Genomic DNA, 14,285 nt, shown 5'->3' with positions numbered 1-14,285 from the left:
GTTTTGATCAAACTGAATCATGTTTCCTTTTCTTATCAGAATGGGGAAGCAAATGAAATGCAGGTGCTGTCTGATGTAAGCTTTCAGGCATCACGCGGAGAATGTGTGGTACTTTGTGGGAAAAGCGGATGTGGGAAGACGACCATGCTTCGCCTGGTAAACGGTCTTATCCCTCATTTTTATGCCGGGAAACTGGAGGGGAATGTCCTTGTAGGCGGACAGGAAATGCAGCAGACACCGTTGTCCCAAACGTCCCGGATTGTGGGAAGTGTCTTCCAGAATCCCCGTACCCAGTTTTTCCATCTGGATACGACCGGAGAGATGGCTTTTAATCTGGAAAATCAGAATGTCCCCCGCCCGCAGATGAAGAAGCGTCTGGAGGAGGTGTCCTATCGTCTGAACCTGCAGGAGCTGATGGACCGGAATATTTTTGAACTGTCAGGCGGCGAGAAACAGCAGATCGCCTGTGGCTCCGTTTATGCGGCTTTACCGTCGGTCATCGTTATGGATGAGCCTTCTTCTAATCTGGATATGGAGAGCATCCGAAAACTGCAGAAGTTGATCCGCATGATGAAAGATGAAGGAAGAACTGTGCTGATTTCAGAGCATCGGCTGTGGTATCTGGAGGGAATCGCTGACCGTTATGTGCTGCTGGAGGATGGCCGGATCAGGCAGGAATTTACGCCGGAAGCAGCGGCAGATCTTTCGCTGGAGAAGCGCAAAGCGTTGGGACTCAGGGCAGTAAAGCAGGAGCAGCTTTATGAACTGAGGCCCGATATGGGGCTGATAAAACAAAAGAGTACCGGGCTGGAAATAGATGGGCTTCAGTTTAGCCGCCAGATGCGCCAGGTACTGAATGTGCCGCATTTAGAAATACCGTCAGGGGCAATCGTAGCGGTGATCGGAGAAAACGGTGCCGGGAAATCCACTTTCAGTCTTTGCTTGGCAGGTCTTTTGAAGCATACGGGTACAGTACGGATCGACGGCAAGAAGATCGCACATAAAAAGCTGCCGGAGCAGGTCTACCTGGTCATGCAGGAGGCAGGACATCAACTGTTCAGCGATACGGTATTGGGTGAATTGACCTTGAATAATCCGGCACTGTCAGAAGAAAAGGGCAAAGAGGTTTTGACAACGCTGGGCTTAAATGGTATGGAGAACCGTCACCCTGGCTCCCTCTCCGGAGGTCAGCAACAAAGGCTTTCTCTGGGAACAGCTCTTTGCATGAAGCGAAAACTGATGCTTTATGATGAGCCGACCAGCGGTCAGGATGGAGAAAATCTGCTGCGGACAGCGGAGCTGATCCGTGCAGCCAATAAACAGGCAGCCAGTACCCTGATCGTGACACATGATCCGGAGCTGATCTTGCGCTGTGCGACCCATATTCTGCATATCCACGCAGGGGAAGTAAAGAAATTTATACCGCTTGATGAGAGAGGAGTGATTTATATGAAGAAGGTATTTGGAGAGGATGCGCAGACAAAGAAGCCGCAGAAAACCGGTATTCCGCGCCTGCTAGAGTTTACAGGACGGCATCGTCCCCTACTGGGCGCTGCGCAGTTGTTGTCCGGCATCAGCGCCTTGTTCCTTCTGGGACCGTTTGTGTGTGTTTATTTTGCGGCCCGTGCGCTTTTAACCGGACTGACCGGAGGAGGTTTTGTTATCTCGTCCCTGGTGCAGTGGGGTGTGTGGGCATTGGCGCTGGAACTGGCCGGGCTGATCATTAATTTTGCGGCACTTATGTGCTCCCATACCGCAGCTTTTCATACAGAAAAGAATTTAAAAATGGCAGCGCTCCGTCATTTGTCCAGGATGCCAATGGGGTATTTTGAGGAAAATCCCAGCGGTAAGCTAAGAAAAATCATTGATGAAAACAGCGCCCAAATGGAGACTTACCTTGCCCATCAGCTGCCGGATCTGGTGAGCGCTCAGGTCACGACGGTTGCCAGCCTTGTGCTGATGCTGGCTATGGACTGGCGCATTGGCCTTCCGCTGATCGTTCTGATGCTTGCAAGCTTTGCCTGCCAGATGACAATGATGGGCGAAAAAACCATGAATTTCATGAAGCGCTATCAGGACGCTCAGGAGGAAATGAACCACGAGGCGGTGGAGTATGTCCGGGGAATCTCCGTGATCAAGGTATTTGGACAGTCGGTACATTCGATACGGCGCTTCAAGGAAGCGATCAATGCTTATCGGGATGACGCACTGGCCTTTACTATGGCCTGCAAGCCCGGATATGTGGGCTTCAATACTGTGGTCAATGCCGCTTTTCTTGTGCTGATCCCTGCCGCACTCATCGGCATGACTTCGGCGGGAGATTTGACTGCCTTTATAGAGAATTTCCTGTTTTATCTGATTTTTGCACCTGCATGCGCATCTGTTCTCAACAAGATCATGTACATGAGCAACTATAAGATGCAGGCTATGGAATCTATGCGGCGGATTGACACAATTCTGCTTGCCAGAGAGCAGTCAGAGGCACAGGAGCCGCAAATGGCACAGGGCAGCGACATTTGCTTTGAGCATGTGACCTTTACCTATCCCACAGGCGAACAGCCTGCGGTTTCAGATGTCAGTTTTACAGCAAAAGCCGGAACCGTTACGGCACTGGTGGGACATTCCGGCTCCGGCAAGACCACCATCGGGACCCTGGTCCCCCGCTTTTATGATGTGCAGGAGGGGCGCATTACGCTGGGCGGCGTGGAACTTTCTGAGATTTCCCGACAGGAAGTCATGGGAAAGATTGCTTTTGTCTTCCAGAATCCCAAATTACTGAAAACAACACTGGAGGAAAATATCCGCGGCGGCTGCAAAAATGCCAGCCGGGAAGATATCCTGCGGGCAGCCCGTCTGGCACAGTGTGATGATATTCTGGCAAAGCTGCCGGAGGGCATTGACAGCATCGTGGGTGGGAAAGGCGTCTATCTTTCCGGAGGAGAAGTACAGCGGGTGGCTATTGCCAGAGCAATTCTGAAGGACGCACCGGTCATCATTCTGGATGAAGTCACGGCATTTGCCGACCCGGAAAATGAGGTACAGATTCAGGCAGCCCTGAAGGAACTGACAAAGGGAAAAACAGTCATTATGATTGCGCACCGGCTGTCCACCATTCAGGATGCGGATCAGATCCTGGTAATGAAAGCAGGGCGTCTGGTAGAACAGGGAACGCATCAGGAACTGCTTGGTAAGAATGGCGAGTATGCCCATATGTGGGCAGATTACAATCAGGCAATCGCCTGGAAGATTGACCGGAAAGAGGAGGTGAAACCATGCTGAAGAAATTATTCGCATTAAGCGATCAGGGGGAACGGGAATTAAAGTACGGGATTGTGGCAACTACGATAGGACATTTGTGCATCATGGCTCCCATTTCCCTCTTGATGCTAGTGACCATGGGACTTCTGAACAGGCTCTGCGGGGAGACTGGACTGACAATGCAGCCAGGAGTGATAGTTCTGATGGCGGCGGTTCTCTTACTTTTGATTTTCATAACCCAATGGGTTCAGTATAACCTGACTTATAAAGTGGCTTATGAAGAAAGCGCTAACCGGAGAATTACCCTGGCGGAAAAGCTGCGGCGGCTCCCACTGGCATTTTTCGGTCAGCGTGATCTGTCTGATCTGACAACAACCATGATGGGTGACTGCTCTAAACTGGAAAGAATTTTTTCCAATGCGGTTCCCAGTCTCTTTGGAACAGTCATTATGTTTGTGATTGTGTCCGTGGGGCTTTTGATCATGGATTGGCGCATGGGGCTGTGCATTGTTCTGCCGGTACCGGTAGCTACGCTTATTTTGATAGCGGCCAGAAAGGCCCAGACAAAAGCGGAAAGCCGCAATTATGACGCTCACCGTGCCGCTTATGATGGGGTGCAGGAATATCTGGATACCATACAGGAGCTTCGCTCCGCCGGTCTGGAACAGGAATACCTGGATGGAGTTGAGAAAAAACTGGATTATGTGGTAAAGTGTGCGTTTCGTAATGAGCTGGCTCCAGGTACTGCTGTGACGTTGGCGCAGCTGACAGTACGCTTTGGGCTGGTGGCAGTTCTGCTGGTTGGAGGTCTGTTGGTAGCTCAAAATATGCTGTCCGTCAATATGTTTATTCTTTATCTGTTGGTAGCAGGCCGTGTTTATGAACCCTTTGGTTCCTGCTTTATGCTGATGGCGGAACTGTTTTCTGCATTTGTCAGCATTGAGCGGACGAAGAAGATGGAAGCGACAGTGGAGCAGACTGGTCAGCCTGTTTGTAAGAACAATGGGTACGACATTGAGTTTAAGGATGTTTCTTTTTCGTACAATGATGAGCTTGTACTCAATGGGATTTCCTTTGTAGCGAAACAGGAGCAGATCACTGCGCTTGTAGGCCCTTCCGGCAGCGGAAAGTCTACTGTTTCCCGTCTGGCAGCCCGGTTCTGGGATGCAGATACCGGTCAGGTACTGCTGGGTGGCGTGGACGTGACGACTGTGGAGCCGGAAACGCTGTTTAAGAATTATGCCATCGTCTTTCAGGATGTGACCCTTTTTGACGATTCCGTTATGGAGAACATCCGCCTTGGTCGGGCGGGGGCGACAGATGAGGAAGTGCTGGCGGCAGCCAGGGCAGCTCAGTGCGAGGAGTTTGTTTCCCGTCTGCCTGGCGGCTATTACAGCAATATCGGTGAGAATGGCTGCGCCCTTTCAGGAGGCGAGCGGCAGCGTATCTCTATCGCCCGGGCGATCCTGAAGGATGCGCCGGTAGTTATTTTGGACGAAGCCACAGCTTCCATGGATGCGGAGAATGAGAACTTGGTTCAGCAGGCACTGTCCGTGTTGCTGCAGGGGAAAACTGTACTGGTTATTGCGCACCGTATGCGGACGATTGCAAACGTCGATAAGGTTGTTGTCCTGGAACAGGGCCGCGTCGCAGAGACGGGAACGCCGGAGGAACTTCTGAATCAAAAGGGATTGTTCTATCGTTTGGCTGAAGCACAGACGGTACATCGATAGAGCTTCGGGAATCAGAAAACAATGCAGACAGGTATGACAAAGGGAGTCAATGAAAATGAATCAGATGAGTGTACTCGTAACAATATCTTTTGCGATTTATTGACGAGCCTCGGTGTGGGTGAAAAAACCGCTATGGATGATGCCTGCCGTATGGAACATGCTGTTAGTAAAAAGAGTTTTTTGGCCCTTATGATGCTTGCTGAAAATCTCTCCAATGTTTGAACAGAACAGTTACAGACAGCTAATAAAAGAGTAAAAGATGGCCGCCTATGAGGAAATTATCCTTTTTAGCATCCTCCCCAAGAAGGAGGTCTACATAATCGAATACTCTTGCCCGATAAAGGGGCGTGGATAGTCAAAGCACTGTCCACGCCCCTTTTTGATTCGACAGCTTTCTTCAGCATTTGCTACGACATTTTGGCAAGTGTTGAATGAACTTGAACAGGACAACAATCAAGCAATCTATTACTTCAGATATCCTGTATATACAAAGAGAAGAAAAATAAGTGCTATAATATTAACTGTGTTGAAAATGTAGGAAAAAGGTGTGTGCAAGATGAAAAATGTGCTTTTTATATTGCGGCTACAGAGAAATTATCTGAATCAGAAAAGCATGAAATTGAAATGGATATAAAGAATGCAGAGATTTATCTTAGAAATAGTGAAAATGAAAAGCACAGAAAAATCACAACGACACAACCAGAATACTTTGATGGGATAAGAAGCATTCCTATAAATCAAATTGAAGTTCCACCATGTTTTAAAAAGAATAGGCCAGCAGAAAAGAAAATTGATTCTATGATTGAATATTATAAAGAACGTGGACATTTTGATAAGCCTGTCACGGTTGTATTTCGGAATGATAAGTATGTATTAAAAGACAAATTTTTACGATACTATAGAATGGTTCAGAATGGAAAGTCAGACCGACCAATGAAAAGAAAAAGAAACTGAAAAAGAAGCTGAGCGAATATCTGAAAAGAGGAAAAGCAGTAGCGAGACCACTTGCAGTTACAATTAAAAGGGTAAACGAGATTGTACGAGGGTGGATAAATTATTTCAGAATTGGAAAGATGAAACAGTTTGTGAAAGAACTCGGGGAATGGCTGAGACATAAAATCAGAGTAATTGTCATGAAGCAATGGAAGAGACCCAAAACCATTTATCGGAATCTAAGCTATCTGAACTGGAAACATAAGAACAGATTTAGCAATAAAGAAATATTTAAAGCTTCAAATTCGAGACTGGGTTGGTACAAAAGAAGCGGAATGAACGTGGTGAATTTCATTATCAGCAAGGATTTACTTGAAAACAGGATAAAAGATGGAGCTGGTCTGCTCAATCCCTTATCCTATTACTTAGTTAAAGTTGGAATATAAATTGTAGAGCCGTATACGAGACCCGTACGTACGGTTCAATGGGAGGGGCGAAAATATTTATTTTCCCTCTACCCTATTTACGATATAGTTTCTTTTACCGCGGCAACAGCGATTACCGGTTACCAGAATTCCAGCGTCTCTTTCTGTAACACTGCACCCCCTTTTGATTAGCGTTTTTTTCTCCGCACCTCTTGCAAACCAGAAAGAAGCGCGGTATAATATGACCAGAAGAACCGAAATGGTCATATTTCAGGGAGGGTGCGACCTTGGCTTTTACCGATTACGAAACTGAGCAGCTCCGCAAGGCGTTGCTGAAGGAAACGAGACATTGTGCTGTCACGCTGGGGATGAAGAAAACCTCCGTAGAGCAGCTGACGAAGGCGGTCGGCATTTCAAAGGGCTCGTTCTATAAATTCTACGAATCCAAGGAAATGCTTTTCTTCGCGGTTTTGGAGAACGTTCACTCCGATCTTTACGGAGTGGCTGACCATGCACTGAGCGAAACAAACGGCTTGCCGCCGTCGGAGCGTGCGGCAAAGGCGGTTCTTGCCGTCTGCCGGCGGCTGTCCGATACCGGCGACATGGTTTTCATTGAAAACGATGCGAAGCTGCTTTTGCAGAGACTGCCGGAGGACATCAAAAATGTCCATTACCACGATGACGAGACGCACATTCGTCTACTTTTGGAGAAATATGACCTTGCGCCGAATCGCGGCATCTCTTTGGCTGCCGCCACGGTACGGGGACTGATCTTGACTGTTTCCCACAAGGAGCAGATTGGAGAACTGTACCCGCAGGTGCTGGAAACGCTGGTGTACGGCGCTTGCAGGGAGTTATTTAAATAAGCGGAAGGCCGCAGAGATGCGGCTTTTCCGAAATACGACGGTTAGTACTCTCTAACTACGCGACTGTGCGTATCGGTTAGGCAAATCTAACATTGAAAGGAATGATAGCGATGCTGGAACACAAGAACTTCTGGGACAAAAATGCCGGTCGGTACGACCGCTTTATGCGAAAGGATCTGGCAGCGTATGAGGAGATGTATGCGCACATCCGGCCGGTGGTGAAAGCAAAAACGGTGTTGGATCTGGCGACCGGCACGGGGCTAATCGCAAAACATATCGTAAACGCGGCGGCACACATCGAGGCGACGGACGCTTCTGCGGAAATGATTGCGGAAGCCAAGCGGGACAATCACTCGGCGAAGCTGCACTTTTCCGTGCAGGATATGTTCCGCCTGCCCTATGCGGATGAATCTTTTGATGTGGTGATCGTGTCAAACGCACTGCACATCGTGCCGCAGCCGGAGAAAGCCCTGCAAGAAATCAAGCGGGTTCTGAAGGATGACGGCGTGTTGATTGCGCCGACCTTCACCCATGCCGGAAACTCTTTTTCCGGCATGGTCAGGGCATTTTTTATGAGGATGGCAGGCTTCCCTCTCCACAGCAAGTGGACGAGCAAGGAATACCTGCGTTTCCTACGGCAAAACGGCTGGGCGGTGCGGAAAAGCGCTGTTCTAAAGGCGTCCTTCCCGCTGACCTATGCGGAATGTGTGAAATCGGAGGTGTGATAAGATGTCATTTTTTGAGAACACCAGAAAGCCTGTGGGGCTTGGCGGGAAAATCATGGTTGCCATGATGAACCTGGGTCACAGTCCTGTGGCCCAGTGGGGACTTCAATTTCTGAATGTTGCGCCGGACGCCAAGGTGCTGGACTGCGGCTGCGGCGGCGGGGCGAACATGAAAAGGCTGCTGAAAAAATACCCACAGGGTATTGTCAAGGGCATTGACTATTCTCCCGTCAGTGTGGAGAAGGCTCGAAGCCTCAACCGAGCCGCAATTCAGGAGGGGCGCTGCGTGGTGTGGCAGGGCAGCGTGGAGCGTATCATTTTCGCAAAGGACTGGTTCGATGCGGTCACAGCCTTTGAAACCGTCTATTTCTGGCCCGATCTGCCGCAGTGCTTCCGGGAGGTTTACCGGGTGCTGAAGCCCGGCGGGAAATTACTCATTTGCAACGAAAGCAACGGCGATACGGACAAGGACAAGAAGTGGACGGAGATCATCGGCGGCATGACCATCTACAAGGACGCCGAGCTGAAGGCGTATCTGGAGCAGGCGGGCTTTCACGATGTGCAGATACACAAAAAGAAAAGCTGGCTGTGCATCACGGCACGGAAATGAGGGGGCTAAATCATGAGTATCTTTGCATCTATCTTACGCAGCGTATACAAGCTCTCCGGCGCGAAAAAGGCGTTCGCCTTGCCGGAGGATGCACTGCGAAAGGAAATTGAAAAGCAGAACCGGCATCGTGGCGTTTTTACGCCCACCGACCGCAAGGTATATTATGAAACGATTGCGGTAAACGGCTTTCCCTGCCTGATCGTGCGAGAGCATCCGAAGCCGTCCGAGCGCGCGATTCTCTATTTCTTTGGCGGCGGCATGGTGATCGGCCCCGATAAGGGCGACCTGCCTGTGATGCGCAAGCTCTGCCGCGAGACCGGCTGTGATGTGTGGTTTCCGTTTTACCCGCTCTGCATGGAACACTGCATTACTGAAACATACGCGATGGTGTACGAATGTTATCGAAAAATGATTACACTGTACGGCGGCGGGAACGTCAGTACCTGCGGCTTTTCCTCCGGCGGTGCGCTGGCACTGGGCATTGCGGCGCACAACAACGCGCAGCCCGAACCGCTGCCGCAGCCGAGGCACATCGTCGCCGTATCCCCCGGCGAAGTGCCGTGGAACGATGGCGAAAAATCGCGGATGAAGGCATTGAACGAAAGAGATGTTTCCATCGACTATGCCTTCATGGTGACGGTGGAGAAGTTCATGCGGCACGGCTGTGAGAATGTGCCGGACTATATGCTCTCTGGCTCTCGGGGAGATTTTACCGGCGTAGGCGATATTCACTTCTTCTATTCTGCCGACGAGGTGCTCTACGGTGCTTTGCCGGACTTTGAGGAAGCCTGCAAACGGGCAAATGTCCCCTATACGGTGTCCGCCCGCCCGAAGATGGTGCATTGCTACTGTATGCTGCCGATCTTCAAGGAGGCAAAGGAGGACTTCGCGAAAATCGTGGACATTTTGAAAAAATGAGATCGGAAACGGTCGTGTGATGATTGAAACACGGAGGAAGAACCATGGAACGAAAAGAAGCTATTCGCGGTGCGTACCGAATGACGGGCGGAAACAGTTTTTATGACGGCATGATCACCTGCTCTACTCTGAGCGGGAAAGCGGTGTGCCGCTTGGTGTGGGCAATGAACAAGGCGAAAAACGACGCCCATCTGGAAAAGGCAATGTCCGGTATTCCGGAGCATTTCTCCGGCAAGCTGCTGGAAGTGCCGGTGGGAACAGGGATTCTGACCATGCCGGTTTATCGGACTATGCCGGAAGCGGACATTACCTGTCTCGATTATTCGCCCGATATGATGAGGCAGGCACGGGAAAAGGCTGACTGCCTGCACCTGAAAAATGTAACCTTCCGGCAGGGAGATGTGGGAGCACTCCCCTATGCAGACGACACCTTTGACATCGTTTTGTCGTTGAACGGCTTTCACGCTTTCCCGGACAAAGGGGCCGCCTATCGGGAGGTATTCCGGGTTTTGAGACCCGGCGGGACATTCTGCGGCTGCTTTTATGTGATGGGCGAGCACAAGCGGACGGATTGGTTTGTCCGGCATGCTTATGAAAAGGCAGGGTTTTTCACACCGCCCTATGAGACGGTTTCCAGTCTGAAAGCACGGCTGGATGGAATGTATACGGATGTGGACATGGGAAACCTGAAAAGCATGGCATGGTTTGTCTGCCGAAAAGCGGGTTAAATCTGAGATGGTCTCATGCACGCAAGAAAGAACAAGGAGGGAGGCAATCAGATGAAGGACAACGAGCTTCTATTCGACCGCAAAAGCCATGTGCTGTATTCAAAGCCTTGCAAGAAAGAGATACGGGCGAAGATCGCCCTGCACTACCCGGAAGCAGAGCGGGAGGCGATATGGGAACAGGTACAGCGGCAGTACGCGGTCTTTCTCTCCGACTGGCGCACCGACTTGGGCGGCAAAAAGAACTTCCACAACGGCGTAGGCGGCACCTACGACTGCATCGCCATCATGAGCTATTATGTGGTCTGCAAAGCAGTTACTTCGTTCCGTGAAATCGAAGAGATGGAGGAAAATCTGATCCTGCCGATCTTCCGCAGGCTGAAATTTGTGGACTGCAACAAGCCGTTCTGGAGGAAGCTGATGTACAAGGCGTTTGTTCGTTCGAAAAGCGGCTGCGACAAATGGCACGATTACGAGATGGCGGTTGCGCCTTATGAAACCGACAAGCCTATTTATTATGAATTTACGGCGTGCCCGGCAGCGGAGTTTGCTATCAAGCACGGTCTTACGGATATTATGCCCGCCCTGTGTAATGTGGACTTTGCGTCTATGGAGCTGCTCCATGCAAGACTGGTGCGGACGACTACCTGCGTGGACGGCTGCCGATGTGATTATACCATCTGCGGCAACAAGGATCCATATTTAAAGGAGCATCCCGAATACCGGGACGAAAAAGGATACAGGAGGAACAAGTAATGCTTTTACAAACGGTTTTGGAAGGTCTGGGGCTGGGGGTTCTGCTGATTATCATCTGTGCCGTGGGTATCCGCAAGGGCGCGGTGGGCATGGTGCATCTTTACAGCCCGGAGGTGCAGGAGCGGTGCGTAACGCTGGGACTTACAACACACGCGAAAATTAAGCGAAATGCTTTGATTTTCAAAGCTGTCTGCGTTCCCGGTTACATCGCCTATGTGCTGGTGTGTGTCTATGCGCTCAACGGCGCAAAGGGCTTCGTTCAGGGCTTTTGGCAGCTGCTGGTCATACTGTCCGTTATGAATCTCATAGACCGATTTTGGGTTGACGGCTATTGGGTAGGACATACGAACGCATGGGAAATTCCGGGAACGGAAGACCTGAAACCCTACATTACAGCCAAGGATAAGGGCAAAAAGTGGCTGTTCGGCACAGTTGGTATGGCGGTCATTTCGGCAGCACTGGCGGCGATTATGTCGGTATTTATTCACTGAAGGAGATACCTATATGAAATATAAAATCGAGAAAAACACCGTACAGGAGACGCTGATCATTCCGCTGTATGCGCGGAAGGTCTGCTCAGAACTATACCCGAATCTTTACCGGGACGAAACAGCGGTTCGCCTGATTGACGAGATCGACTACGACTTTTCAGAGGCGGAGAAAAAATCCCGCAGCCTGATGCAGCGTTTCGGTTCACTGGAGGTGGCCATGCGGCAGAATGACCTTGCTTTTGAGGTGCGGGATTATCTGAAATCTCACCCCAATGCGGCGGTGGTCAATCTGGGCTGCGGACTGGACAGCACAGGGAGAAGCTGCGACAACGGCAGTTGCAAGATTTATAATCTGGACTTCCCGGATGTGATCGCCGTGCGCAATGAGCTGCTGCCCGCCGGGGAGCGTGAAGAAAATATCCCCTGCGATTTGAACAATACCGAATGGCTTAGAAAAATTGACTCTTCAAACGGTGCGGTATTCTTTGCCTCCGGCGTGTTCTACTATTTTTTGACCGAGCAGGTCAAGACGCTGGTACAGCAAATGGCAGACGCTTTTCCGGACAGCGTGCTGGTGTTTGACGCTGCAAATCGGACGGCGGTGAAGATGATCGCCAAGACATGGCTCAAGAGCGCGAAGATCCAGGATGTGGGCGCGTATTTTGCGGTTTCGAACGCAAAAAGCGAGCTTTCCCTGTGGGACAGCCGTTTGCAGGTCACGAGTCGGGGCTATATGCTGGGCTACAACGATCTCCGCGACCCATCCGTCAGCGGCTTTTTCCGTTTTCTCGCAAAGGTCGGCGACGGCATGATGAAAATGCAGATCGTGAAGATCGGATTTGGAGGCAGGAAATGAAATCGAGTAAAGAAAAACGAGCGCTTATTGCGGGCATGATCGGGTGCTTGCTCTATGTGATCGGCGACTTTTTGTTTGCGGCGACCGGGAAAACCCAAAGCACGGAATCCATCGGACTGATGGTCAAAGTCGCCTATCTCAATATGGCCACATGGCGCATGGTGGTCAGCATTATCTGCGGTGTTCTCGGAACGGCACTCTATTACATCGGTTTTCACCAGATGTGGAAGCTCCTGAAGCGGCACCTCACCCAACCAAAGCAGCAGAAGTGGGTCAAGCTGTTTCATATCGCCTATCTCACCGGCACGGTCTGCTGGGGCTATGTCCATGCTATGTTTACGAACATGGCGCTGATCTTCAAGTTTACCTTTGAGAAATACGGCGATATGCAGGCGGCAGCAGAGATCGCCAATAAGGTTTTTTACTGCAACGCCGCGCCGCTGCTGGCAGCATATATCCTGTGTGATGTACTTCTTTCCGTCGTGATGCTCGTTATGATCTGGAAAAGGATGCTCCCGCTGAAAAACACAGCACAGCGGATATTGGCATCCTTCTGCAACCCCATCGTTTTTACGGGGATTGTGGGAAATCTCTTCACGCTTCTGCCGTGGCCGCTGGATCAGATCGATCACGGCACGGAATCCGCCGGACACCTGCTGGTTTTGGTATTGGGGCTGGTTTTGCTGCGGGAGAAGGCAAAATGCGGAGAATGTAAGGAGACAGTGCAATGAAATACATAGGTATGCCCATGGGAATGTGGGCGCTGTTTGCAGGCTCATTCCAAAAGCAGCTGACAGAGGTGCTCGGCTACGATACCGATACGGCAAAAGCGATCACGAAAAATGCAAAGCCGAAATACAAAGCAATCATCGCAGACCTGCCGGAGTTTGAAAAAGCGGATCGCTTCAAGATGAACATCGTCAACTGCGCAATGATCGGCGCGTTCGTTCTCTCCATGCCGGAGCGTCCGGATGTGGAGTGGCTGACGGAGTATTACGCAAAATCCATGATGACAAAGCCGATGAAATGGTTCTGCCGCAAGAGCGGAAAGAGCAAATTTGCCGAAAAGGACATTTCCGGCATGAAGGCGACCGCAGCCTTGAAAGCCGCCGACCGCAACCCGTATTCATGGAATATGGAGTTTTACGAATACCCCGACGGCAGCGGATACGAGGGACGCTTCACCAAATGCGGCATCTGTGTGCTGATGAAAAAGCTGGGGCTATATGACCTCACTCCGGCGCTGTGCCGCCTGGACTACACCATGAGCGAAGCGGGCGGCGTGACCGACTTCGTGCGGCAGTACACTCTCGCCTCCGGCGGCCCATACTGCGACTGCGGGTATAAAAAGAAGGGCTTCGTGAAGCCTGAGACGGAGGCCGGACGATGAAGGAAACCTATCTCTCCCGTGATTTTCGGGAGACTGCGGCACAGCGCTTTTCCTCGCACGCCAAGGAGCTGAAGGCCTTTTTTGATACACGGTTGAATGCGCTGCTGGCTGAAAATGCAGATGCAAGCAAGGAGAAGCAATACCACCTCAAGCGGCAGATCTTACCGGGTATTGCGGCCTACGAAACCTTGCAGCGGGTCATGCCGAAAGAAGAGGCGCTGCAAATCGTTCACGGCTATGTGGAGCGGTTGGCGAGAACGAGTCACAAACAGCTTGCCACCCTGCTGCTCATACCGGGGCTTTACCGCCTTGTTCCCAGCGTTTTCGTCAAATCCACGCGGAGCGTCTTCGGCCCGGCGGCGGGCTTTGACCCAAAGGAGTTGCAGGTCGGCAACGGTATATGGCGTGTGGATATGGTGAAATGTCCCTATCACGACACCTGCGCAGAATACGGCTACCCGGAGCTGTGCCGCTGCTTTTGCGACAGTGACGACATCAGCTACGCCGGGCTGCATCCGAAGCTGATTTGGGAGAGAAGCATGACGTTGGGGCGCGGGGACGACCGCTGCGACTTTTGCATGAAGATCATAAAATAGGGG

The 14,285-nt window shown here is 50.9% G+C and carries 16 protein-coding genes; all 16 read left to right on the top strand.

All coding sequences use genetic code 11. The features are described from left to right. The first annotated feature begins 3 nt into the window (after window positions 1-3). Complete coding sequence (locus tag ACESTK_RS12890; protein ID WP_195991772.1) at window positions 4-3,279, top strand: energy-coupling factor transporter ATPase; 3,276 nt, start codon at window positions 4-6, stop codon at window positions 3,277-3,279. Continuing rightward, window positions 3,273-4,991 (top strand): ABC transporter ATP-binding protein, encoded by a 1,719-nt coding sequence (locus ACESTK_RS12885; RefSeq protein WP_195991771.1) that lies wholly within the window; start codon window positions 3,273-3,275, stop codon window positions 4,989-4,991. Before ACESTK_RS12890 ends, ACESTK_RS12885 begins: the two co-directional genes overlap by 7 nt. 21 nt (window positions 4,992-5,012) lie before the next feature. Next, the gene (locus ACESTK_RS12880; protein ID WP_187566327.1) at window positions 5,013-5,213 is read left to right on the top strand and encodes an iron dependent repressor, metal binding and dimerization domain protein; all 201 of its coding nucleotides are present in this window, start codon (window positions 5,013-5,015) and stop codon (window positions 5,211-5,213) included. A 327-nt stretch (window positions 5,214-5,540) separates the two neighbouring features. Beyond that, complete coding sequence (locus tag ACESTK_RS12875) at window positions 5,541-5,945, top strand: hypothetical protein (protein ID WP_021926392.1); 405 nt, start codon at window positions 5,541-5,543, stop codon at window positions 5,943-5,945. Continuing rightward, window positions 5,942-6,370: a group II intron maturase-specific domain-containing protein gene (locus ACESTK_RS12870; protein ID WP_226837927.1), complete on the top strand. Its 429-nt coding sequence runs from the start codon at window positions 5,942-5,944 to the stop codon at window positions 6,368-6,370. Before ACESTK_RS12875 ends, ACESTK_RS12870 begins: the two co-directional genes overlap by 4 nt. Before the next feature lie 266 nt (window positions 6,371-6,636). After that, on the top strand, window positions 6,637-7,215 hold the full coding sequence (locus ACESTK_RS12865) for a TetR/AcrR family transcriptional regulator (RefSeq protein ID WP_187566326.1): 579 nt from the start codon (window positions 6,637-6,639) through the stop codon (window positions 7,213-7,215). Window positions 7,216-7,325: 110 nt separating this feature from the next. Next, window positions 7,326-7,940, top strand: a complete 615-nt coding sequence (locus ACESTK_RS12860; RefSeq protein ID WP_187566325.1) for a class I SAM-dependent methyltransferase — start codon at window positions 7,326-7,328, stop codon at window positions 7,938-7,940. A 4-nt stretch (window positions 7,941-7,944) separates the two neighbouring features. Then, complete coding sequence (locus ACESTK_RS12855) at window positions 7,945-8,550, top strand: class I SAM-dependent methyltransferase (protein WP_195991769.1); 606 nt, start codon at window positions 7,945-7,947, stop codon at window positions 8,548-8,550. A gap of 12 nt (window positions 8,551-8,562) precedes the next feature. Then, window positions 8,563-9,468 (top strand): alpha/beta hydrolase, encoded by a 906-nt coding sequence (locus ACESTK_RS12850; protein ID WP_187566323.1) that lies wholly within the window; start codon window positions 8,563-8,565, stop codon window positions 9,466-9,468. 44 nt (window positions 9,469-9,512) lie between these two features. After that, window positions 9,513-10,196, top strand: coding sequence for a class I SAM-dependent methyltransferase (locus ACESTK_RS12845; RefSeq protein WP_187566322.1), 684 nt, complete (start codon window positions 9,513-9,515; stop codon window positions 10,194-10,196). Between the two features lie 51 nt (window positions 10,197-10,247). After that, window positions 10,248-10,949: an L-2-amino-thiazoline-4-carboxylic acid hydrolase gene (locus ACESTK_RS12840; protein WP_195991767.1), complete on the top strand. Its 702-nt coding sequence runs from the start codon at window positions 10,248-10,250 to the stop codon at window positions 10,947-10,949. Next, complete coding sequence (locus ACESTK_RS12835; RefSeq protein ID WP_187566320.1) at window positions 10,949-11,440, top strand: hypothetical protein; 492 nt, start codon at window positions 10,949-10,951, stop codon at window positions 11,438-11,440. The genes ACESTK_RS12840 and ACESTK_RS12835 overlap by 1 nt, the downstream gene beginning before the upstream one ends. A 13-nt stretch (window positions 11,441-11,453) precedes the next feature. Beyond that, window positions 11,454-12,296: a class I SAM-dependent methyltransferase gene (locus tag ACESTK_RS12830; protein ID WP_195991765.1), complete on the top strand. Its 843-nt coding sequence runs from the start codon at window positions 11,454-11,456 to the stop codon at window positions 12,294-12,296. Then, a complete protein-coding gene (locus ACESTK_RS12825) occupies window positions 12,293-13,027 on the top strand; it encodes a DUF6796 family protein (RefSeq protein ID WP_187566318.1) in 735 nt (244 codons plus the stop codon). The genes ACESTK_RS12830 and ACESTK_RS12825 overlap by 4 nt, the downstream gene beginning before the upstream one ends. After that, entirely contained in the window at window positions 13,024-13,686 is a 663-nt protein-coding gene (locus ACESTK_RS12820) for an L-2-amino-thiazoline-4-carboxylic acid hydrolase (RefSeq protein ID WP_117854252.1), read from the top strand. The genes ACESTK_RS12825 and ACESTK_RS12820 overlap by 4 nt, the downstream gene beginning before the upstream one ends. Continuing rightward, complete coding sequence (locus ACESTK_RS12815; RefSeq protein ID WP_187566316.1) at window positions 13,683-14,282, top strand: L-2-amino-thiazoline-4-carboxylic acid hydrolase; 600 nt, start codon at window positions 13,683-13,685, stop codon at window positions 14,280-14,282. The genes ACESTK_RS12820 and ACESTK_RS12815 overlap by 4 nt, the downstream gene beginning before the upstream one ends. Window positions 14,283-14,285 lie beyond the last annotated feature (3 nt).

Origin of the sequence: Ruminococcus sp. Marseille-P328 (assembly GCF_964249465.1) — a bacterium.
In the GTDB taxonomy this organism is placed as follows: domain Bacteria; phylum Bacillota; class Clostridia; order Lachnospirales; family Lachnospiraceae; genus Blautia_A; species Blautia_A faecis.
Note: the sequence above shows the minus strand (reverse complement) of the source record. Positions and strands in the feature narration are given on the sequence as shown.

Bases quoted from the DNA above. Each gene is read 5' to 3' on its own strand.
- ACESTK_RS12885 (WP_195991771.1), top strand. From the start codon at position 3,273: ATGCTGAAGAAATTATTCGCATTAAGCGATCAGGGGGAACGGGAATTA.
- ACESTK_RS12880 (WP_187566327.1), top strand. From the start codon at position 5,013: ATGCAGACAGGTATGACAAAGGGAGTCAATGAAAATGAATCAGATGAG.
- ACESTK_RS12860 (WP_187566325.1), top strand. From the start codon at position 7,326: ATGCTGGAACACAAGAACTTCTGGGACAAAAATGCCGGTCGGTACGAC.
- ACESTK_RS12855 (WP_195991769.1), top strand. From the start codon at position 7,945: ATGTCATTTTTTGAGAACACCAGAAAGCCTGTGGGGCTTGGCGGGAAA.
- ACESTK_RS12850 (WP_187566323.1), top strand. From the start codon at position 8,563: ATGAGTATCTTTGCATCTATCTTACGCAGCGTATACAAGCTCTCCGGC.
- ACESTK_RS12845 (WP_187566322.1), top strand. From the start codon at position 9,513: ATGGAACGAAAAGAAGCTATTCGCGGTGCGTACCGAATGACGGGCGGA.
- ACESTK_RS12840 (WP_195991767.1), top strand. From the start codon at position 10,248: ATGAAGGACAACGAGCTTCTATTCGACCGCAAAAGCCATGTGCTGTAT.
- ACESTK_RS12835 (WP_187566320.1), top strand. From the start codon at position 10,949: ATGCTTTTACAAACGGTTTTGGAAGGTCTGGGGCTGGGGGTTCTGCTG.
- ACESTK_RS12830 (WP_195991765.1), top strand. From the start codon at position 11,454: ATGAAATATAAAATCGAGAAAAACACCGTACAGGAGACGCTGATCATT.
- ACESTK_RS12825 (WP_187566318.1), top strand. From the start codon at position 12,293: ATGAAATCGAGTAAAGAAAAACGAGCGCTTATTGCGGGCATGATCGGG.
- ACESTK_RS12820 (WP_117854252.1), top strand. From the start codon at position 13,024: ATGAAATACATAGGTATGCCCATGGGAATGTGGGCGCTGTTTGCAGGC.
- ACESTK_RS12815 (WP_187566316.1), top strand. From the start codon at position 13,683: ATGAAGGAAACCTATCTCTCCCGTGATTTTCGGGAGACTGCGGCACAG.